Genomic DNA, 18,607 nt, shown 5'->3' with positions numbered 1-18,607 from the left:
GCCGGGCGGGACTGCTGCGCCTGCCCGGCCTTTCAAAAGCTCCCCTGGGAGCTTTTTTTTTGCGCCGCAATCCTCGCCGGCCGTCCAGCCTGGCAACGACCGGGGCTGGATGGACCGCGGACACGCGATGCGCAATCCTGATTCAGGACGCTGTCAGACCCCCGCCGTTAGACTGGCGCCTCAGATTACGGCCTTGCGCCTCATCGCCCGGCGATTGATCCCCCTGCCAGGCGGTTGCAGGGCTAGTGTTCTGACACCGATACCGCGTTCCCCGCGAGCCTTTTATGACGCGGTATTGTGTGCTCCCGTACCGGCCCGGCCTTTATTGAGCCGGGCCGCTTTTTTTTGCGGTGGCTGACGCCGGCGCAAAAAAAAGGCGGCCGCGATGGCCGCCTCCGGTTTTCCGGGGGATGCGCCTCAACGGCGCATGCCGACCCCGATGACCAGCACGCCGGCCACGATCGCGGCAATACCGGCCCACATCGGAATTGGCACGGACTTCTCGGTCTCGGCCGTGGCCTTGACCGAGCCGACCTGCAGCACGGTTTCCTCGGACTTGTAGCTGAAGCCCTTGTAGGCCAGGGCGGCAATGCCCAGCACGATCAGGATGGCGCCGACGATCTTCATGCTTCTTCTCCTATTGCACGGGGATGTCGCGGACATTACCGCAAGGCCGTCCCCCTGTCAGTGACAGAACGTGTCGCCTGGCCCCATCGTATTGCGCCGCTACGGCAAAGCGGTCCGCGTCGTATAGAATCAACCCTTTTGGCCGACGCTCATGTGGTTCAAGAATCTCAAGATTTACCGTCTCTCCTCGCCGTGGACGCTGACCGGCGAGCAGCTTGAAGAAACGCTTGCGCGGCATGCCTACCAGGCCGGCAACAACCTCGAAATGCAAAGCCTGGGCTGGGTCCCGCCGCGCGAAAACGGCGGGCTGGCCCACGTCGTGGGCGGGCAGATCCTGCTGAATCTGCGCGCCGAGAAAAAGCTGCTGCCCAGCACCGTCGTCAACCAGGTCGCCAAGGCGCGCGCCCAGGAAATCGAAGAGCAGCAAGGCTACAAGCCGGGCCGCAAGCAGATGAAGGAAATCAAGGAGCGCGTCACTGACGAACTGCTGCCGCGCGCCTTCAGCGTGTACCGCGACACCCGCGTGTGGATCGACCCGCAGAACCACTGGCTGGTGATCGACGCCGCCGCCTCGGCCAAGGCCGATGAAGTCATCGGCCTTTTGGCCAAGTGCGTGGACCCGTTCCCGCTCGAAAACCTGTACGTGGCGCAGTCGCCCGCCTCCGCGATGACCGGTTGGCTGGCGGAAGACGAAGCGCCGAGCAACTTCAGCATCGACCAGGACACCGAGCTGCGTTCGTCCGGTGAAAGCGGCGCGGCCATCCGCTACGTCAAGCACTCCATCGACGCCGACGACGTGCGCCGCCACATCCAGTCGGGCAAGCAGTGCACGCGCCTGGCCATGACCTGGGCCGACCGCATTTCGTTCGTGCTGACCGAGGGCCTGGACGTCAAGCGCGTCGCGCCGCTGGACGTGCTCAAGGAAGGCAACGACACCGTCGCCGCCAACGACGACGAGAAGTTCGACTCCGACATGATGCTCATGACCGGTGAACTGGCCAAGATGCTGGCCGAGCTGGTCGAGGCGCTCGGCGGCGAAAAGAAGATCTGAACGCAGCCCGCCTCGCCGACACAGGCCGCCTTCGCAAGAGGCGGCCTTTTTCATCGCCGAGCCGCCTCAAGATGAAAACGCCCCCCCGGGGGGCAGCAAGCCGAAGGCGCGGCGTGGGGGGTTCTTTTTCATCGCCGAGCCGCCTCAAGATGAAAACGCCCCCTTGGGGGGCAGCAAGCCGAAGGCGCGGCGTGGGGGCTTCCTTCATCGCCGAGCCGCCTCAAGATGAAAACGCCCCCTCGGGGGGCAGCTAGCCGGCGACGCTGCGGTCGCGCCCCGCCTGCTTGGCCTGGTACAAGGCCTTGTCGGCCCGATCGATCAGGTAGGCGTAGTCCGGATGACCATCGAAGGTCGCCACGCCGATGCTGGCGGTGATCCGCAGGCTGCCCGCTTCCGGAATGGCGAAGGCGTGCCGGCGGATTTCCGCGCCCAGTTTCTCGGCCGCGGCCAGCGCCGCCTCGCGCGCCGTGTCCACCAGCACCACCAGGAATTCCTCGCCGCCATAGCGGAACACGAAATCGCTGGAACGACAGGACTGATGCACGACTTCGGCGAATTGCCGCAGCACCTGGTCGCCGCCAGCGTGGCCATGACTGTCATTGATGGCCTTGAAGTGATCAATGTCCAGCAGCAATACCGAGAAGGTCGAATGCTCGCGCGTGGCGATCAGGATCTCGCGGCCGATCACCGACGGCAGGAAGCGGCGGTTGAGCACATTGGTGAGGGGATCGCTGCCGCTTTCGATCTCGGCCACCATGTCGAACAGGCCGTTGAGCAGATGCTTGATGCGCGCCACCAGTTCCTGCAGTTCGCGCACCTGGTCCGGCAGCGACTCGGGGCCGCCCTGCAGCAGGCGTGGCAGCACCACGTCGTCGAGCCGCGCCACTGCCTCGATGATCTGTCCCAGCGCGGGCGCGCTCTCGAACAGCACCCCGCCCTTGTGTTGCAGCCACAGGCCGAACTCGGAAGCGGCCAGCCGCGGCAGCACCTGCTCGGGGGCGCGATAGTGCAGGCCGATCAGTACCGCCTGGCTCCATTCGAGCAACGCGGCCCGCTGGCGCTCGCGCTCGGTCGATATGTTCTGCCCCAACGCGAACAAGCGATAGGCCTCGTCGTTGCGGGCGCCGCGGTTGATGTCGCGCATGAACGCGCGGCTCATCTGCTCGATCGCCAGGTCGAACAGGTTGCAGACGTATTGGGTCGCGATCGACGCAGCCATGCCATCCAGATCGCTGGCGCGCAGTCGCTGGGCGATCTCATTTTTCAGAATGCGGGCGCCGGCCATCACCAGATGGATCGGGATATGCACGCGCGCATGGACTTCGCCCACTTTTTTCTGGGTCGCCATCAACACCGCAATGTCGCCCTGCTCGCGCACGCACAGCAGGCCCTTGAGCCAGCCCTTCATGCCTTTGTGCAGGCGCGTGGAAACGATCTCGTGGGACAGGCGCGGCCCGGCCTCGGCATCGGCCAGCAGGGTGGAATAAAAGGCGTCGACCAGTTCGTTGGCGCTGTCGGACACCACCGCGGCAACCTGGCCGCGGGTATAGGCATCGACCGAGGAATAGACCGCCTGCCAGGCCTGGGCATTGGAAGCGCTGAGGTAGCACGCCTGCCCGGCGGGATCAGGGGAAGACGGGACTGCGCGACTGCTCGAAGACATAAGACCATCCGACCGAAGATTCCACGGCGTGCCCTGGAGCGGCACGCGACGGGAAAAACCAGCGCGGATTATGCTTGAAATCGCCGGCGGCGGCCGTCATGACCACACCGCCGCGCGGCCCGCGGACGCCTTATTCCAGGCCGTGGAACACCGAGTCGTCCGGACCGATGTGCGACGGGTGCTGCCAGGTCACATCGCGCAGCGAGTGCTGCACCAGCCCTTCCACGCCCAGCAGCACCGCGAAGATGGCCATGCGGATGGGAATACCGTTGTCGGTCTGGCGGAAGATCGCCAGGCGCGGATCGTGGTTCAGGTCCACGCTCAGGTCGTTGGCGCCCGGCCGGCTGTCGCGCGGCAGCGGGTGCATGACGATGGTGTCCGGACCGCAATAGGCGTCGATGATGGCGCGGTTGATCTGGAAGTCGGGCGTATAGCCTTCGTTCTCTTCGTTGGCGAAGCGCTCCTTCTGCACGCGCGTGGCGTAGATCACGTCCGCGCCGGCAAGGCCTTCGGCCAACGAACTCTTCTGCTCGATGATGTTGCCGTTGCGGCTGGCCTGCTCGACGATGTAGGACGGCATTTCCAGTCCCTTGGGCGACACCAGCGAAAACTTGACGTTCTTGTAGAGCGCCATCAGCTTGATCAGCGAATGCACCGTGCGCCCGTATTTCAGGTCGCCCACCATGGCGATGTGCGCGCCGTCGAGCAGCTTGCCCAGGCGCGAGAACTCGGTCAGGATCGTGTACAGGTCCAGCAGGGCCTGGCTGGGATGCTCGCCCGGGCCGTCGCCGCCGTTGACCACCGGGATGTTGGTGGCGCGCGCGAATTCCGCGACCGAACCCTGGTCGGGGTGGCGGATCACCATCGCATCGACGTAGCCGCTCATGACGCGGCTGGTGTCGTAGATGGATTCGCCCTTCGCCATCGACGAAAACGTGAAGCCCGTGGTGTCGCACACCGAGCCGCCCAGGCGGCAGAAGGCCGAGCCGAAGCTGACGCGGGTGCGCGTGCTGGCCTCGAAGAACAGGTTGCCCAGCACTGCGCCTTCCAGCACGCGCGAGACCTTCTGGCGGCGCGCGATGGGTTGCATCATGTCGGCCACTCGGAACAGGTCTTCCACCGATTCCCGGGTGAACTGGTCCACCGACAGCAGTTGATGCTTGCCTTCCACCGCGATGCGTTCACGCAGCGGACCTTCTTGTACGCTTTGCGTATATTTTTCGAGCAGCACGCCGTTCTGCACGATTTCGCTGACGAAGCGCTGCACCACTTCCGGCATGGCGCGGAATTCCTGCGATCCTTCCGGCAGCAGCCACGTGTCCAGTGCCCGGCGCTTGACGCCGATCCGGGTGGCGAACACATCGCGCGTGAGGTTCAGGCGGCGCATCGCATCGCGCAGGAAGGCTTGCTGGGAAATGGTCATGGCAGGTCCCGGAGAATGGGTTTATATACGCACTGCGCATATTATTCTCAACGCATGCGCAAGTCCAACATTTTTGCGCACACGGGTTTACCCTGAAAACTCAAAGCGTGGCGTAAGTCGTCATTTGCGAGGCGGCATCGGTGGTGCCCTGCCCGGCGGCCAGCCAGCAGGCGGCGCAAAATGCCAGGGCGCTGGCCACGTAGCAGAGCATGGCCAGTATCTGCGCCGGCAGGTGGCCGCGGCCCAGGCGACCGGTGTAGCCCTGGCGCAACAGACTGACCTGCGCCAGGTAGGCGAACAGCACGCCCAGGCAGGCGACCAGCAGGCCCGCCAACAGAAAGAACAGCGGCAATTGCAGATCGGGCGCGGCGATATCGCCACCCACCATGCCGAGCACGAATGCCACCAGGCCCAGCGCGGCGCCGCCGTTCAACCAGCCCAGCAGGCGAAAAGCGCCCGTCAGCAGCGCGAACGGCAAGCCGGCGGCGCGGATCTGCTGGGCGCGCGGGTCCATGCCTAGTCGCCCTTGCGGCACACGGGGGTGGCGCTCTGGATCGATGCGCGGGCGGCGGCGATCTCGGCCGCGTCCCAGCGGCCCTCGCCCAGCACCGTCACGGTGACCTTGGCCTTGGCCGGCCCGTCGGACTCGGCGGACACCAGCTCCAGGATCTTGGCGGTTTCACCCACCTTGTAGACCTGCACCTCGTCGGGGGCGCCCTTCTCGCCGATGACGTGCTTCCACGCATAGGCGACGTTGTAGGGATGCTGCACGTTGACGTGGCAGGTGCGCACGTATTCGCCCGCGCGACGGAAGGCGGCCTGGTAATTGGTATCCACGCTGAAGGTTTCCTTCAGCGAGGTTTCGGACTCGTAGACGCCCGTGCTGGCGCAACCACCCAACAAGGCCATCAACGTGACGCCCACCCACACAGACTTGCGCATGATTCTTCCTGCCATCGGATTCGGATTCCGCGATTATGCCAGCGCACGCAAAAAGGCCACGCCCGAAATGCCGCAACATTCCTGCGTGGCCCTGGCCGCGCCGCGAAGCGCGAAACCCATGCCGGCCGAGACTGGCTTGCCCGGCTCGCCTGCCCGGATTACTTGGTCGCGGCGCCCTCGATTTTCTCGCCACCGCGCTGGATGTCCTTGCCGGCCCCTGCCACGGTATTGCACCCCGCCGACATGGCGGCAATCGAAAGCAGCATCACGAGAATGACTTTGTTCTTCATGGGCATCTCCTATCGAGGCGTGAAAACCGAAGCCAGCATACCGCAAAGACCGCCGTTTTGCGCGCTGTGTCGCTGGCGTCTCTCGCCGGCCTGGCCAACCGCGCGGTCACATGGCCCGGCCTTGCGCGGCCTGTCGCGTATTTGCCGGCAATCGATTAGGATTCTCCAATGACCACGAAACACCTATCGGAAAACACGGGCGGCGGGCCCCAGGCATGGGGCTGGGAACAGCCGCAATGCCGCGGCCAGGCCGCATTGGCGCTCTTCATCGACGATCTGCACCGCATCCTGCAGGCGCACGCCGCCGGCCAACTGGCGGCCAGCAGCACCCTGGCGGATGCCCAGGAACAAGTCGACCAATTGCTGGTCCGATACAACGACATCGCCGCGGCGCCCGAGATTTTCCTGGGGCAGTCGGTGCAGCTCAAGGAAGGCGTCGACCGCAGCGGCGTCTCGCATACGGTACCCATTTTTTCGTCGCGCCTGAAACAGTCGCTGGTCGCGATGCTTGGCCAAGCACCCGGCTGACCCCGCCCCGGCGCGCCTGTGGGCGACCGGCCAGAACAGCTCCAACAAGAGGGAGACCGCAGCATGAATACCGACAACGTCGTAGAGTTCCTCCGCCTGCTGTCGCTGGATGTCTCGTTGGGCGCGGCCGCGCAACATGCCGCGAGCCAGGCGGACGCGCCCCTGGCGTTGGCCCGCCTGGCCACCGCCCACGGCCTGCCCTGCAGCGCCTCCGACTGGTCAGTATTCGCCCGCAGCTGTCTGGATGCCCCCGACAGCACGGAAACCGATGGTTTTTCCGGGGACGCCAGGATCTGGCAATTGGTGCAGGATCCCGGCCAGGGCACCAGCATGCCGGCCAGCGCCATCACCCGGGTCATCGGCATCGTCACGCAACCCGAGGGCCCGGCGGTGGTCGGCCACGTGGTCAACGACCTGGCGCCGCGCCCGGCGCAGAGCGCCGCGCCCTATCCCAACGGCTCCTGAAGTCGCTCAGCGGCTCGCCAGGAACCGCGCCACGCCCTCGGCGGCGATCACGCCGCTGGCCATGCACGCGGTCAGCAGGTAGCCGCCTGTCGGGGCTTCCCAATCCAGCATCTCGCCCGCGCAGAACACGCCCGGCGCCTGGCGCAACATCAAGCCCGGCGCCAACGCGTCGAAGCACACGCCCCCTGCCGTACTGATGGCCTCGTCGATCGGACGGGTCCGCTGCAATACCAATGGCAAGGCCTTGATCAATCGGCCCAGGCGCGCCGGATCGCGATAATCGTCGGCGCCCGCGCATTCGCGCAGCAACCCCGCCTTGACTCCCGTCAGCCCCAGCCTGCTCTGCAAGTGGCTCGACATCGAACGCGCGCCACGCGGATGCATGATCGCGGCCAGTACCTTTTCGTCGCTCCAGTCCGGCGCCAGATCGAGCAGCGCCACGGCCTGGCCGGCCGCTTCGATCCGGTCGCGCAAAAGCGCCGACAACGCATACACCAGGCTGCCCTCGATGCCGCTCTCGGTCACCACGAATTCGCCCTGGCGGGCCGGCCCGGGTCCGGCGTCGCCGACACAGCGCAGCGTGACCGACTTGACCGGCTGGCCGGCATGGCGCTGGCGGAAATGCGAGGACCACGCCACCTCGAAGCCGCAATTGGCCGCCCGCAGGGGCGCCATGGCAATGCCGTGCGCCGCCAGTCCCGGCAGCCACGCGCCATCGGAGCCCAGTTTGGCCCAGCTTCCGCCGCCCAGCGCCAGCACCACGGCGTCCGCCGCCTGGGTGCGAACGCCGTCGGGCGTATCAAAGCGCAGGCTGGCCGCGTCGGGCCGCTCGGCCGACGGCCAGCCCAGCCAACGGTGACGCATGTGGAAGCGCACGCCGCTCGCTCGCAAGCGCGCCAGCCAGGCCCGCAACAAGGGCGCGGCCTTCATTTCCGCGGGGAAGACCCGCCCCGACGACCCCACGAAGGTCTCGATGCCGAGCTGTCGCGCCCAGGCGCGCAGGCCATCGCCATCCAGCGCGCGCAGCCAGGGTTCGATCTGCGCGGCGCGCGCGCCGTAGCGCGCCAGGAACGGCGCCGCGGCTTCACTGTGGGTGAGGTTCAACCCGCCACGGCCGGCCATCAGGAATTTGCGGCCCACCGATGGCATCGCGTCGTATACATCGACCTGGATGCCGCGCGCGGCCAGGCCTTCGGCGGCCATCAGGCCAGCCGGCCCGCCGCCGATGACGGCCACGCGCCAGGAGGACGCGCTCATGGCGCTGGCGCCTTCGCGCCGCCACGGAACGGATGCGGGTTGCAATGCATGAGGAGGAATCCGGAATTACCGAGGCGGCACCGCCGCCGGGGCTGCGATTGTCGCACGCGTCACGGCGCCTGCCGCCGGAATGAAAAAAGCCCCGTAGGGGCATTTTTTCATCGCCGCGGCCAAGCCCTTGATATTGCTGCCATATCGAGACATGCACAGCGTCTATCCCAAGGCTTGTCCACAATCGCTGTGGGTAACTCCAGCCTAGGCGTTGCCGGCCGCCTGCATCGGGCCCGACCAGGGCTCGGCATCGAGTTGGAAACGCAGCTCCTGGTATTCGCCGTCGACGGCCACGGCGCGCAACAGCCCCGCCCCCAGGGCCTGGCCTAGAGCCCGGCGGCAGAGGGTTTCGGGATCGTCGGGCAAGGACTGGAACACCCCATCGGGAATGCGCAATCGCAGAAGCGCCTGCGGATCGCCGCGTTCGGCGGGCCGGCCGATATGGATGTGGGCCGGATAGCCGTGCGGGCACCAGATGCCCACGTGGTACTTGCCTTCGGCGCCGGTATCGGCGACATAGCCGGGATGATCGTATTTTGCCGTGCCCATGGACCCTCCTCGTATGCGGCGGACTCGCGCGCTTGAGCCATGGTAGCGCAGCGCCCGCCGGCTGTGCGGTCCGTGGACCCAGGGAAACTCCGGACTGGAACGATGGCTTGATGCAAGGCAAGCGAAGGACGAAAAAAAACCGCGACGCGTGTCACGGTTTTTTCGCAGCGCTGGCAGAGGCTTGGAACCTTGCCGCCGATGGCGCCGGGTACTGCTGGAAACTGGTTGCGGGGGCAGGATTTGAACCTACGACCTTCGGGTTATGAGCCCGACGAGCTGCCAGACTGCTCCACCCCGCGTCTGATGTGTGAATCATACATCATTTTGAAATCTTGTGCATTGCACCCAGGCGCGCCGGCGCGCAATTGCCCCGTCCCAGGTGCAAAAGGCGGGCCAGGACCGCCACGGCACGGGCCGCCATGCCCGGCGGATCCAGGCAGATCACCTGGGCCGATGTCACCGCTCTCAATGCCAGCCAGCCCCCTTCCGCCAGGCAATAGGTTTCGCCTGCATTCAACGGCGGCGACGGCGCCAAACGCGCGCCGGGCGGCAAATCCGGCCTGGACGACGGCTCTATCGCGATCAGGCGGCCGCTGACGCAGACGACGGCGGCCCCGGCACGCAGGCGTACCTGCCGGCTGGCGCCGGCCGGCAGGTCGAAGCGTAGGGATTGCGGTTCGGGGGCGGAAAAAAGGGCCATGGTCATCTCCAATCTGACCCTCACAGGCTACGCGCGCCCTGCTTTGCGCAACAGCCACACAATCCGGCTTTCTGTACCGATGCAGTCTTCCGATTTTGGCCCTGTTATGGTGTACTTTGCGTGAATCTGTGCCTACCCTCAACCCAACCTAGGGGAGCATGATCGGCGCATGGACCCGCAACCGCTATATCTCCGCCTGGCGAACCACTACCGGCGCGCCATTCAGACCGGGGTCCTGGCCCCCGACCAGCGCATGCCTTCCGTGCGCACCCTGGTGCGCACCCACCACGTCAGCCTGTCGACCGCTTTGCAGGCCTGCCGGCTGCTGGAAGACGACGGCCTGATCGAGGCCCGGCCACGGTCCGGCTATTTCGTCCTCAAGCCACGCCGCAACAGCATTCCACCGGTCAACGAACCCGACATCCGCCAGGCGCTGGGCGCCGCCCAGTACGTCGGCATCCACGACCGCGTGTCGGACTTCGTCGCCAAATGCGAGGCCCATCCCGTCAGCGCCAATTTCGCGCTGGCCGCGGCGGTGCCGGACGCCTATCCCATGGAAGACCTGAAGCAGGCCATGATCCGCGCGCTGCGGCAGGCGCCGCAGGTGCTGGTCAGCCCGGTGCCGCCGCAGGGCCACCCGGAACTGCGCACCGTGCTGGCGCGGCGCGCCCTGGCCAACGGTATCAATGCCACCCCCGACGACGTCATCGTCACGCACGGCTGCATCGAAGCGCTGAACCTGGCGTTGCGCGCGGTGGCGCGCCCGGGCGATACCATCGCCGTCGAATCGCCGACCTACTTCGGCCTGCTGCAGATCCTCGAAAGCCTGGGCATGCGCGCGCTGGAAATTCCCACCAGCCCGCAGCACGGACTGTCGATCGAAGCGCTGGACCTGGCCTTCCAGACCCACGGCAACATCCGCGCGGTGGTGGTGGTGCCCAATTTCCAGAATCCGCTCGGCTGCGTCATGCCGGATGCCGAGAAGGCGCGGCTGGTGGCCTTGTGCGAACGCCAACAAGTGCCGTTGATCGAAGACGACACCTATGGCGCGCTGACCGACGACGACACCCCGCTGCCCGCCGCCAAGTCCTGGGACCCCACCGGCAACGTCATCTATTGCGCGTCGATGCACAAGACGCTGGCGCCCGGCATGCGATTGGGCTGGCTGCTGGGCGGCCGCTGGAAGGCCCGCATCGCGATGCTGAAATTCGCGCAAAGCCGGCCCAACGAGCCGCTGGCGCAGATGGCGGTCGCCGAGTACCTGGGCTCGCGCGCCTACGACCGGCACCTGACGCGGCTGCGCCGGCTCCTGAAGACGCAGCGCGACCAGACCGCCGAAGTCATCGCCGCGCACTTCCCGCGCGGCACCCGCCTCAGCATGCCTACCGGCGGCATGCTGCTGTGGGTCGAAATGCCGGACGGCCGCTCCGGGCTGGAAGTGTTCGAAGCCGCCCTGCAGCAGGGCATCCGCGTGGCACCCGGTGCCATGTTTTCCAACAGCGCGCGCTATAACCATTTCCTGCGCATCAGTTGTGGCCAGCGCCACACCCCCGAAATCGCGCGGGCGCTGGTGACCCTGGCGCGAATCGTGGGCGCGCGCCCGCCATGAATCCGCAGTTGCACCAGTTCATCGTCGACTATGGCCTGTGGGCGGTCTTCGGCGGCACCCTGCTCGAAGGGGAAAGCGTGGTGGTGCTGGCGGGTTTCCTGTCGCACCAGCGGCTGCTGCACCTGCCCTACGTGATGCTGTGCGCATTCGCGGGCTCGTTCCTGGCCGACCAGGCGCTGTTCTACCTTGGCAGGCGCTATCGTGAACATCGCTACGTGCGGCGCATCCGCGCGCAACCGGCCTTCGGCAAGGCCCTGGCCGCGGTCGACCGCTATCCGCACGGCTTCATCCTGGCGCTGCGCTTTCTCTACGGCCTGCGCACCGTGGGACCGGTGGCGCTAGGGGTTTCGCAGGTTCCGCCCATGCGCTTTCTCGCGCTCAACGCCCTTGCCGCCGCCATCTGGGCGCTGTGCTTCAGCCTGGTGGGCTATCTGTTCGGGCAGACCATCGAGTCCCTGCTCGGCCGCTTGCACGGCGTGGAAACCAAGCTGGCGGTGGCCGCCGTGATCGGCGCGGCAACCTGGCTGGTGTATTGGTGGTATGCGCGCCGCCGTCGGCGGCGCTAGGGCCCTATGCGTGGCGGCGCCAGGCGGATGCCGTTTCAGAAAACCAGCTTGCCGCTGGCGCGCATCACGTGGCGGCGGCGCGCCTTGCGATACAACGCGCCGATGAAGGGCAACAGGGCCAGCCGCCGCAGGACCGGATGGCGCTGGTCGAAGTCGTGCCAGGCCTTGAAGCCATGGCCCAGGCGCTCCCAGCTCTGGCGCGCCTCGGGAGAGAGTTTGCCGGGGTCGAAGGCCGCCAGCTTTGCCGCTTCCGAACCCCGGGCCGCCAGGCCACGGTTCCGGTGTTCCAATGGATACTGATTCCGCATGGGGCGGCATATTACCCGGCTTGCGTGACCCTTGCCGGCCTGCGTCAGGCGCCGTTCGTGGGCGACTCTGGCGCCGCCTTTGATCGCACTTTGCAAGCCGTTGTAAACAAAGGAAAAAGGCATCCTATGCCAGCGCTATCCCAAGGCTTGTCCACAGAAGTTGTGGGTAACTTCGGCGGGCCGTGAGACTGTGTGGCTACTTGAGCGCAGCGACGATCTGGTCGCGCACGCTCTCGAATCCGGCCACGTACTGCGGGTTTTCGGAACGGGCGAGCAGGCTGGAATAGTTTTGCTCCAGCTGGGCCTCGATCGCCTCGCGCAGTCCGGGCGAAGCCTTGGCCAGGTGCAGCATCGTCAACAACGCCGAATTGAGCGCATCGATGCGGCCGCCCTGGTGCGAGATGGTATGCACGATGACCGCGATTTGTTCCTGGGTGTCCATGGGTAAGCCTCCTGGATTGATGTCGGCGCAAATCCTAGCATGGGCGCGCGCGGCCACTGGGCAAGGCGCGCGCTGCGCGCTAGCATGAAGCGTAGCGCGGCGCGGCGACGGCGCGCCAAGGCAACCGGGAGCGTACCCATGAAGACGATCCACGACTACATGCCCCCCGACGCGGCGGCGCTGCGGCGGTTGCAGGAACGGTTGGGATACGGCGACGCCCAGATGGCCGAACTGGCCGGCCTGGACGATGCCGTGCCCTGGTCCAGCTATATCGGCGGCCCGCAACCGCGGGCATTAGGCCAACACCGGCTGCTGGCCATGGCCGCCCGCCTGGCCCTGGACGACCCGGCCTGGCAGGCGGTGCTGGCGGCCATGCGCGAGATCGGCGCGCGCTTCGACTATGACATCGCCCGGGCGCCGCTTGCGACGCCGACGCCGGCGCCGCCTCCCGCGCAGGAAAGCAAGTTCGGCATGCAGCTCGTCAGCGACCACGGCGCCTTCCACGAGATGGAGCAATTGCGCGAATTCGCGCACCATGCCCAGGCGTTCGGCGTCACCGACCTGGTGCGCGTGGCGCGCTACGACAGCGGCGCCGACCTCTGTCGTTTCACCCTGGTTCCGGCGCGGGAGCAGGATGCCGCGCGCCGCGACCGGGTCTTCGACGCCGCCTCCCGGACCATCACCCGCTTCGTCTTCGACGGCCGCGTCTACCGCGGCGGCATCCCGCCGGAATCCGACGGCTGACACATGCATTGACTTGCGCCGCGCCGCGCCTGTATGGTCGGGCGCATGAACGAACGCCTAGACGCCATCGACCGGCAGTTGCTCAGCCTGCTGCAGGCCAACGCCCGTGAACCCGCCGCCATCCTGGCGCGCAAGCTGGGGTTGGCGCGCACCACGGTGGTGGCGCGCATAGCCCGCCTGGAACGCGAGAACATCGTGGCAGGCTACGGGGTGCGCCTGGGGCGCTTGCTTGAAGAAGCCGCGGTGCGTGCGTATTGCTTCATCAGCGTGCTGCCCAAGACGCCGGCCGCGGTGATCCGCGAACTGGAGAAAATGCCCGAGGTCGAGGAAGTCTCGTCCGTCAGCGGCCCCTACGACTACCTGATTTTCCTGCGCTGCGAAACCCACGAACAACTGGACGCGCTGCTGGACCGCATTGGCCTGATCGATGGCGTCAAGCAGACGCAGACCTCGATCGTCCTGAGCCGCAAGGTCGATCGGCGCAGCGCCGTGGGCGCGCCCTAGCGGCGCGCTGACCGGGCCGCCGGCAGCCGCCACGCGACGCCAGCCTTTCTCTGTATTGTGTATCCCGGGGACAGCGGGAGCGGCATAATGTTGTAATGTGAATTGTCGCCTTTTACGGATTCCCCATGTTCGCACGCCTTGCCCTCGCCTCCGCCTTGCTCGCCCTGCTGACCGCCTGTTCCAGCATGAGCGAAGTGACGCCCACCGGCAAGAACAGCTACAGCGTCACCTACAGTTCCGGCACGCAATTGCTGACCTGGGTCGAAATCAAGAACCAGGCGCTGCAGCGCGCCGACCAGTATTGCCAGTCGATCGGACGCAAGCTGCAAAAGCCAGCCATCACCTCGAACCACGCGACGGGCCTGGGCTCCAAGCGCGCCACCGTCACGTTCGAATGCGGCGAGGTCCCGCCGCCCAAGAGCGCGCCGCAGCAATAAGCCGGGAACGCATCGTGAAGACGCCCCCGCCCGTCGGCATCACCATGGGGGATGCCGCCGGCATCGGCCCCGAAATCGTCGTCAAGGCCTGCGCCCAGGGCTTGAATGCCCCCTGCGTGGTGTATGGCGACGCCGGCGCCTTGCGCCGCGCCGCCAGCGCGCTGGGCGCGCGCCTGGAGATCACCGAGATCGCGCGGGCCGGGCAGGCCAGCGGCGACGCCGGCCGCATCGAGGTGGTGAACTGCAGCCCCGCCCTGCCGCCCGACCTGCCCTATGGCCGGATCAGTGCCGCCGCTGGCCGCGCCGCCTACGACTATGTCTGCGCCGCCATCGACGACGCCCGGGCCGGCCACATCCGCGCCATCGTCACCGCGCCGTTGAACAAGAAATCGATGCACGAGGCCGGCATCGATTATCCCGGCCACACCGAAATCCTGGCCGAACGCTCCGGCACCGATGATTTCGCCATGATGCTGGCCAACGACGAGTTGCGCGTGCTGCTGGTGACCATCCATGTGGCGCTGGCCGACGTCATGGCGCGCATCACTCCCGAGGCCGAACTCATCGCCATGCGCCTGGCCGACCGCGCTTGCCGCCAGATGGGCATCGCGCGCCCGCGGGTCGCGGTCGCCGGGCTGAATCCGCATGCCGGCGAAGGCGGCAAGTTCGGGCGCGAAGACATCGACATCATCGAGCCTGCCATCCGCCGCGCGCGCAACGAGGGCATCGACGCCAGCGGCCCGTGGCCCGGCGACACCATTTTCATGCGAGCGCGCCGCGGCGAGTTCGACATCGTGGTGGCCCAGTACCACGACCAGGGCCTGATCCCGGTCAAGTACCTGGGCCTGGATCACGGCGTCAATGTCACGGTGGGCCTGCCGTTCGTGCGCACCAGTGTCGACCACGGCACCGCCTTCGACATCGCCGGCAAGGGGGTCGCCGACCAGGCCTCGCTGATCGCCGCGTTCGACCTGGCCCTGGCCATGACGCCCTGACCGTCCAAGCCCCCGCGTCTACAATACGCCCCGATTCCGGCGCCCGTCGCGCGCCGCTGCTTTTCCTCCCCGTCCCTATCTCCATGTCACGCCTTGCCCGCCTCCTGCCCGACCGCTTCACCCTCTACCTGATCTGCACCGTCATCATCGCCAGCATCGTGCCCGCCCACGGAAAGGGCGTGGTGGTGTTCGGCTGGATCACCAACATCGCTGTCGGCCTGCTGTTCTTCCTGCACGGCGCGCGCCTGTCGCGCGAGGCCATCATCGCCGGCCTGACCCACTGGAAGTTGCATCTCACGATTTTCTCGGCCACGTTCCTCATGTTCCCGCTGCTGGGCCTGGCGCTCAAGCCGGTGCTGGAACCGCTGGTCACCCCCGAGCTCTATCTCGGCATCCTGTTCCTGTGCTGCCTGCCGGCCACCGTGCAGTCGGCCATCGCCTTCACCTCGATGGCGCGCGGCAACGTGCCGGCGGCGGTCTGCAGCGCCTCGGCCTCGAGCCTGCTGGGGATTTTCCTGACGCCGCTGCTGGTGGGCACCGTGGTCGCCAACGCCGGCAGCGCGCCGATCTCGTTCGATGCGGTCGGCAAGATCATGTTGCAGCTGCTGCTGCCGTTCGTGCTGGGGCAGTTCGCCCGCCGCTGGATCGGCGCCTGGGTGCACAAGCGCAAGGCGATGCTGAAGTTCGTCGACCAGGGTTCGATCCTGCTGGTGGTCTATACCGCGTTCTCCGAAGCCATCAACGAGGGCCTGTGGAGTTCCACGCCGATCCCGGCGCTGCTGGGCCTGGTGGTGTGCTGCGCCGTCATCCTGGCGCTGGCGCTGGGCCTGTCGGCGCTGGCCGGCAAGATGTTCGGCTTCAACCTGCCCGACCGCATCACGCTGCTGTTCTGCGGCTCCAAGAAGAGCCTGGCCAGCGGCATTCCCATGGCCCAGGTGCTGTTCGCCGGCCATGCGGTGGGCGCCATCGTGCTGCCGCTGATGCTGTTCCACCAGATCCAGCTGATGGTCTGCGGCGTGCTGGCCGCGCGCTACGGCAAGCGCCCCGAAACGGACGAGTGAATCGCCGTGCCCGCATGAAAAAACCGCGCTCGGGCGCGGTTTTTTTTGGGGGGCCGGGCGCCGGGCGCTCAGTACATGTCGCGCGGCTGCGCGCCGGAGAAGTTCAGGAAGCGCGTGCTCGAACCCTGGAAGGTCAGGCGCACCGTGCCGATCGGGCCGTTACGCTGCTTGCCGATGATGATCTCGGCGGTGCCCTTGTCCGGCGAATCGGGGTTGTAGACTTCGTCGCGGTAGATGAACAGGATTACGTCCGCGTCCTGTTCGATGGCGCCCGATTCGCGCAGGTCGCTCATCACGGGGCGCTTGTTGGGACGCTGTTCCAGGCTTCGGTTCAGCTGCGACAGCGCGATCAGCGGACAGTTCAGTTCCTTGGCCAGGCCCTTGAGCGAACGGCTGATTTCCGACACCTCGGTGGCGCGGTTCTCGCCCGAACCGTTGCCCGACATCAGCTGCAGGTAGTCGATGATGATCAGGCCGAGCTGGCCGCACTGGCGCGCCAGGCGCCGCGCGCGGGCGCGCACTTCCATCGGGCTGAGCGCGGGCGATTCATCGATGTAGACCTGCGCGTCCTGCATCAATTGCACCGCGTGGGTCACGCGCGGCCAGTCCTCGGCGATCAGTTTGCCGGTCCGCATGCGGTGCTGGTCGAGCAGGCCGACCGAACCCAGCATACGCATCGCCAGCTGCACCGCGCCCATTTCCATCGAGAATACCGCCACCGGCAGGCCCTCTTCGATGGCCACGTGTTCGCCGATGTTCATCGAGAACGAGGTCTTGCCCATGGACGGGCGGCCGGCCACGATGATCAGGTCGCCGCCCTGCATGCCCGAGGTCATCTTGTCGAGATCGGTGAAACCGGTGGGCACGCCAGTCACATCAGAAGTGCTTTCGCGGTGATAGAGCTCGTCGATGCGTTCGACCACCTGCGTCAGCAGCGGCTGGATTTCCTGGAAGCCGGCGGCGCCGCGCGCGCCTTCCTGGGCAATCTGGAACACCTTGGACTCGGCCTCGTCCAGCAGCTGGCGCGCTTCCTTGCCCTGCGGATTCATGGCGGCCGAGGAGATCTCGTCGGCGATCGACACCAGCTTGCGCAGCATGGCGCGCTCGCGCACGATTTCGCCATAGCGGCGGATGTTGGCGGCCGACGGCGTGTTGTGCGCCAGCGCGTTCAGGTAGGCCAGGCCGCCGGCGTCCTCGGCCTTGCCGGCGCTGACCAGCGATTCATGCACCGTGATGACGTCGGCCGGACGCGCCAGGCCGATCAGGCGGGCGATGTGGTGCCAGATCAGCCGGTGGTCGTGGCGGTAGAAGTCCTCTTCGACCAGCACGTCGGCAATACGGTCCCAGGCTGCGTTGTCCAGCAGCAGGCCACCCAGCACCGACTGCTCCGCCTCGATCGAATGGGGAGGAACGCGCAGGTATTCGAGCTGGGAATCGGCAGGTGTGTTCATGGCTTCAATAGTAACGGCTGCAGGATATCCGCGACGCGGAAGAAACCCTGCACATCGCGCGACGGCAGCCGGCCCAGGAGCGGGCGCAACGGCGTGGCGATGAAGGAAAGCACCCGGGTCAGGCGGCGCAGGCGCGCCTTGACCTCGGGATCGGGATTGCACTCGAAATAGACTTCCAGCGCCAGTTTACCCAGGGTGCGGCCGACCTCGTCGGGCAACTTGCGCAACGATGCCAGCGACGCCAGCATCTGGAACAGATCATAGGCCTGCGCCAGCGGCCGCGACAGCGTCGAACCGATGTTTTCCTCGAAGTCGATGCGCCACAACTCGCCATCCTGCAAGGTGATGTTGCGGATCTGGGCGCCGCCATGCCACAGCCCACGGGCGTGGAAGGCGGCCAGGTCGGTCGCGGCCGCCCGCGTCAGCCACAGGCGCGAGGTGGTGTCTTCGTTGCGGATCAGGTCGGCCAGGTCGTCGCCGACGAACTCCAGCACCAGCAGCCCCTCTTCCTGCCACCAGACCTCGGGCACGCGGCAGCCGGCCTGCAGCAATTGCTTCAGGCGCCGGGCCTCATGCTCCAGGCCGTTGCGCAACAGGATGCCGGGCCGCGGGAATTCGCCCAGGAACAGCTTGCACCCCAGCCCAAGGAACAACGCGCGCGCATAGCGCAACACGTAGCTCACGCCGCTCGCCAGTCCCGGGCGCCGGCGCTTGACGATGCAGCGCACCCCATCGATGGTCGCATCGCGCACCGACGGCTCGCGCTCGGCGTCCAGGCTGTCGAGCCAGGCTCGCAATCCGGCGGGGGCGTTGTGGTGGACGGGCGGCTGGGTCAAGAGGTCCTCGAAGGAAACGGCGTGGGAGACAAGCGTGCAGCCCGCAAGACTACACGCAAATGGCGGCGGGTACCGCGACGGAACACAAGCCGCAAAGAAAAAAAGCCG

General features: G+C 66.7%; 23 protein-coding genes and 1 tRNA gene. 10 read left to right on the top strand and 14 right to left on the bottom strand.

Annotated elements, in window-relative coordinates:
- Positions 1 to 417 precede the first annotated feature (417 nt).
- Positions 418 to 627 (bottom strand): hypothetical protein, encoded by a 210-nt coding sequence (locus AC6CR5_RS28580; RefSeq protein WP_006388393.1) that lies wholly within the window; start codon positions 625 to 627, stop codon positions 418 to 420.
- Between the two features lie 151 nt (positions 628 to 778).
- Between AC6CR5_RS28580 and AC6CR5_RS28575 the strand changes: the two genes are divergently transcribed.
- Complete coding sequence (locus tag AC6CR5_RS28575) at positions 779 to 1,678, top strand: recombination-associated protein RdgC (RefSeq protein WP_020924508.1); 900 nt, start codon at positions 779 to 781, stop codon at positions 1,676 to 1,678.
- Positions 1,679 to 1,928: 250 nt separating this feature from the next.
- Here the strand turns inward: AC6CR5_RS28575 and AC6CR5_RS28570 are convergent, their stop codons facing one another.
- From AC6CR5_RS28570 to AC6CR5_RS28550, 5 genes are all read right to left on the bottom strand, one after another.
- The gene (locus AC6CR5_RS28570) at positions 1,929 to 3,341 is read right to left on the bottom strand and encodes a diguanylate cyclase (protein WP_498085114.1); all 1,413 of its coding nucleotides are present in this window, start codon (positions 3,339 to 3,341) and stop codon (positions 1,929 to 1,931) included.
- 130 nt (positions 3,342 to 3,471) lie between these two features.
- Positions 3,472 to 4,764 (bottom strand): aspartate carbamoyltransferase, encoded by a 1,293-nt coding sequence (locus AC6CR5_RS28565; RefSeq protein ID WP_006388390.1) that lies wholly within the window; start codon positions 4,762 to 4,764, stop codon positions 3,472 to 3,474.
- Positions 4,765 to 4,864: 100 nt separating this feature from the next.
- Positions 4,865 to 5,278: a hypothetical protein gene (locus tag AC6CR5_RS28560; RefSeq protein ID WP_054484682.1), complete on the bottom strand. Its 414-nt coding sequence runs from the start codon at positions 5,276 to 5,278 to the stop codon at positions 4,865 to 4,867.
- 2 nt (positions 5,279 to 5,280) lie between these two features.
- Positions 5,281 to 5,706: a BPTD_2524 family lipoprotein gene (locus AC6CR5_RS28555; RefSeq protein ID WP_054515406.1), complete on the bottom strand. Its 426-nt coding sequence runs from the start codon at positions 5,704 to 5,706 to the stop codon at positions 5,281 to 5,283.
- A 158-nt stretch (positions 5,707 to 5,864) separates the two neighbouring features.
- Positions 5,865 to 5,996, bottom strand: coding sequence for an entericidin A/B family lipoprotein (locus AC6CR5_RS28550; RefSeq protein WP_006388387.1), 132 nt, complete (start codon positions 5,994 to 5,996; stop codon positions 5,865 to 5,867).
- Positions 5,997 to 6,164: 168 nt separating this feature from the next.
- Between AC6CR5_RS28550 and AC6CR5_RS28545 the strand changes: the two genes are divergently transcribed.
- Positions 6,165 to 6,524 carry a hypothetical protein gene (locus AC6CR5_RS28545; protein WP_006388386.1) on the top strand — a complete coding sequence of 120 codons (360 nt, stop codon included), beginning with the start codon at positions 6,165 to 6,167 and terminating at the stop codon, positions 6,522 to 6,524.
- A gap of 63 nt (positions 6,525 to 6,587) precedes the next feature.
- Positions 6,588 to 6,989, top strand: a complete 402-nt coding sequence (locus AC6CR5_RS28540; RefSeq protein WP_006388385.1) for a hypothetical protein — start codon at positions 6,588 to 6,590, stop codon at positions 6,987 to 6,989.
- 6 nt (positions 6,990 to 6,995) lie between these two features.
- Here the strand turns inward: AC6CR5_RS28540 and AC6CR5_RS28535 are convergent, their stop codons facing one another.
- From AC6CR5_RS28535 to AC6CR5_RS28520, 4 genes are all read right to left on the bottom strand, one after another.
- Entirely contained in the window at positions 6,996 to 8,246 is a 1,251-nt protein-coding gene (locus tag AC6CR5_RS28535; protein WP_437257684.1) for a TIGR03862 family flavoprotein, read from the bottom strand.
- A gap of 255 nt (positions 8,247 to 8,501) precedes the next feature.
- Positions 8,502 to 8,846 carry a hypothetical protein gene (locus AC6CR5_RS28530; RefSeq protein WP_006388383.1) on the bottom strand — a complete coding sequence of 115 codons (345 nt, stop codon included), beginning with the start codon at positions 8,844 to 8,846 and terminating at the stop codon, positions 8,502 to 8,504.
- 222 nt (positions 8,847 to 9,068) lie between these two features.
- A tRNA-Met gene (locus tag AC6CR5_RS28525) sits at positions 9,069 to 9,145 on the bottom strand.
- A gap of 20 nt (positions 9,146 to 9,165) precedes the next feature.
- Positions 9,166 to 9,552, bottom strand: coding sequence for a hypothetical protein (locus AC6CR5_RS28520; RefSeq protein ID WP_498085113.1), 387 nt, complete (start codon positions 9,550 to 9,552; stop codon positions 9,166 to 9,168).
- 163 nt (positions 9,553 to 9,715) lie between these two features.
- Between AC6CR5_RS28520 and AC6CR5_RS28515 the strand changes: the two genes are divergently transcribed.
- Together AC6CR5_RS28515 and AC6CR5_RS28510 are read left to right on the top strand one after the other, a co-directional pair.
- On the top strand, positions 9,716 to 11,155 hold the full coding sequence (locus AC6CR5_RS28515) for an aminotransferase-like domain-containing protein (RefSeq protein WP_150101581.1): 1,440 nt from the start codon (positions 9,716 to 9,718) through the stop codon (positions 11,153 to 11,155).
- The gene (locus AC6CR5_RS28510; protein WP_006388380.1) at positions 11,152 to 11,721 is read left to right on the top strand and encodes a DedA family protein; all 570 of its coding nucleotides are present in this window, start codon (positions 11,152 to 11,154) and stop codon (positions 11,719 to 11,721) included. Before AC6CR5_RS28515 ends, AC6CR5_RS28510 begins: the two co-directional genes overlap by 4 nt.
- A gap of 35 nt (positions 11,722 to 11,756) precedes the next feature.
- Here AC6CR5_RS28510 and AC6CR5_RS28505 read toward each other — a convergent pair whose 3' ends face one another.
- Together AC6CR5_RS28505 and AC6CR5_RS28500 are read right to left on the bottom strand one after the other, a co-directional pair.
- On the bottom strand, positions 11,757 to 12,011 hold the full coding sequence (locus AC6CR5_RS28505; RefSeq protein ID WP_020924519.1) for a hypothetical protein: 255 nt from the start codon (positions 12,009 to 12,011) through the stop codon (positions 11,757 to 11,759).
- A gap of 214 nt (positions 12,012 to 12,225) precedes the next feature.
- Positions 12,226 to 12,471, bottom strand: a complete 246-nt coding sequence (locus tag AC6CR5_RS28500) for a hypothetical protein (protein WP_006388378.1) — start codon at positions 12,469 to 12,471, stop codon at positions 12,226 to 12,228.
- Positions 12,472 to 12,609: 138 nt separating this feature from the next.
- On the opposite strand from AC6CR5_RS28500, the gene AC6CR5_RS28495 reads away from it, so the two are divergent.
- The 5 genes from AC6CR5_RS28495 (at position 12,610) to AC6CR5_RS28475 (ending at position 16,212) form a co-directional block, all read left to right on the top strand.
- Positions 12,610 to 13,215 carry a hypothetical protein gene (locus AC6CR5_RS28495; protein WP_006388377.1) on the top strand — a complete coding sequence of 202 codons (606 nt, stop codon included), beginning with the start codon at positions 12,610 to 12,612 and terminating at the stop codon, positions 13,213 to 13,215.
- A 45-nt stretch (positions 13,216 to 13,260) separates the two neighbouring features.
- A complete protein-coding gene (locus AC6CR5_RS28490; protein WP_026383132.1) occupies positions 13,261 to 13,719 on the top strand; it encodes an Lrp/AsnC family transcriptional regulator in 459 nt (152 codons plus the stop codon).
- Between the two features lie 125 nt (positions 13,720 to 13,844).
- A complete protein-coding gene (locus AC6CR5_RS28485; RefSeq protein ID WP_006388375.1) occupies positions 13,845 to 14,156 on the top strand; it encodes a hypothetical protein in 312 nt (103 codons plus the stop codon).
- Positions 14,157 to 14,170: 14 nt separating this feature from the next.
- Positions 14,171 to 15,151 carry a 4-hydroxythreonine-4-phosphate dehydrogenase PdxA gene (gene pdxA / locus AC6CR5_RS28480; protein ID WP_150101580.1) on the top strand — a complete coding sequence of 327 codons (981 nt, stop codon included), beginning with the start codon at positions 14,171 to 14,173 and terminating at the stop codon, positions 15,149 to 15,151.
- Between the two features lie 83 nt (positions 15,152 to 15,234).
- A complete protein-coding gene (locus AC6CR5_RS28475; protein ID WP_006388373.1) occupies positions 15,235 to 16,212 on the top strand; it encodes a bile acid:sodium symporter family protein in 978 nt (325 codons plus the stop codon).
- A gap of 68 nt (positions 16,213 to 16,280) precedes the next feature.
- Here the strand turns inward: AC6CR5_RS28475 and AC6CR5_RS28470 are convergent, their stop codons facing one another.
- Positions 16,281 to 17,663 carry a replicative DNA helicase gene (locus AC6CR5_RS28470; protein ID WP_006388372.1) on the bottom strand — a complete coding sequence of 461 codons (1,383 nt, stop codon included), beginning with the start codon at positions 17,661 to 17,663 and terminating at the stop codon, positions 16,281 to 16,283.
- Positions 17,660 to 18,499 carry an RIO1 family regulatory kinase/ATPase domain-containing protein gene (locus AC6CR5_RS28465; RefSeq protein WP_006388371.1) on the bottom strand — a complete coding sequence of 280 codons (840 nt, stop codon included), beginning with the start codon at positions 18,497 to 18,499 and terminating at the stop codon, positions 17,660 to 17,662. The genes AC6CR5_RS28470 and AC6CR5_RS28465 overlap by 4 nt, the downstream gene beginning before the upstream one ends.
- Positions 18,500 to 18,607: the final 108 nt, after the last annotated feature.

Source organism: Achromobacter sp. EG18, assembly GCF_059759395.1.
This window is presented reverse-complemented; position numbering and strand designations above follow the sequence as displayed.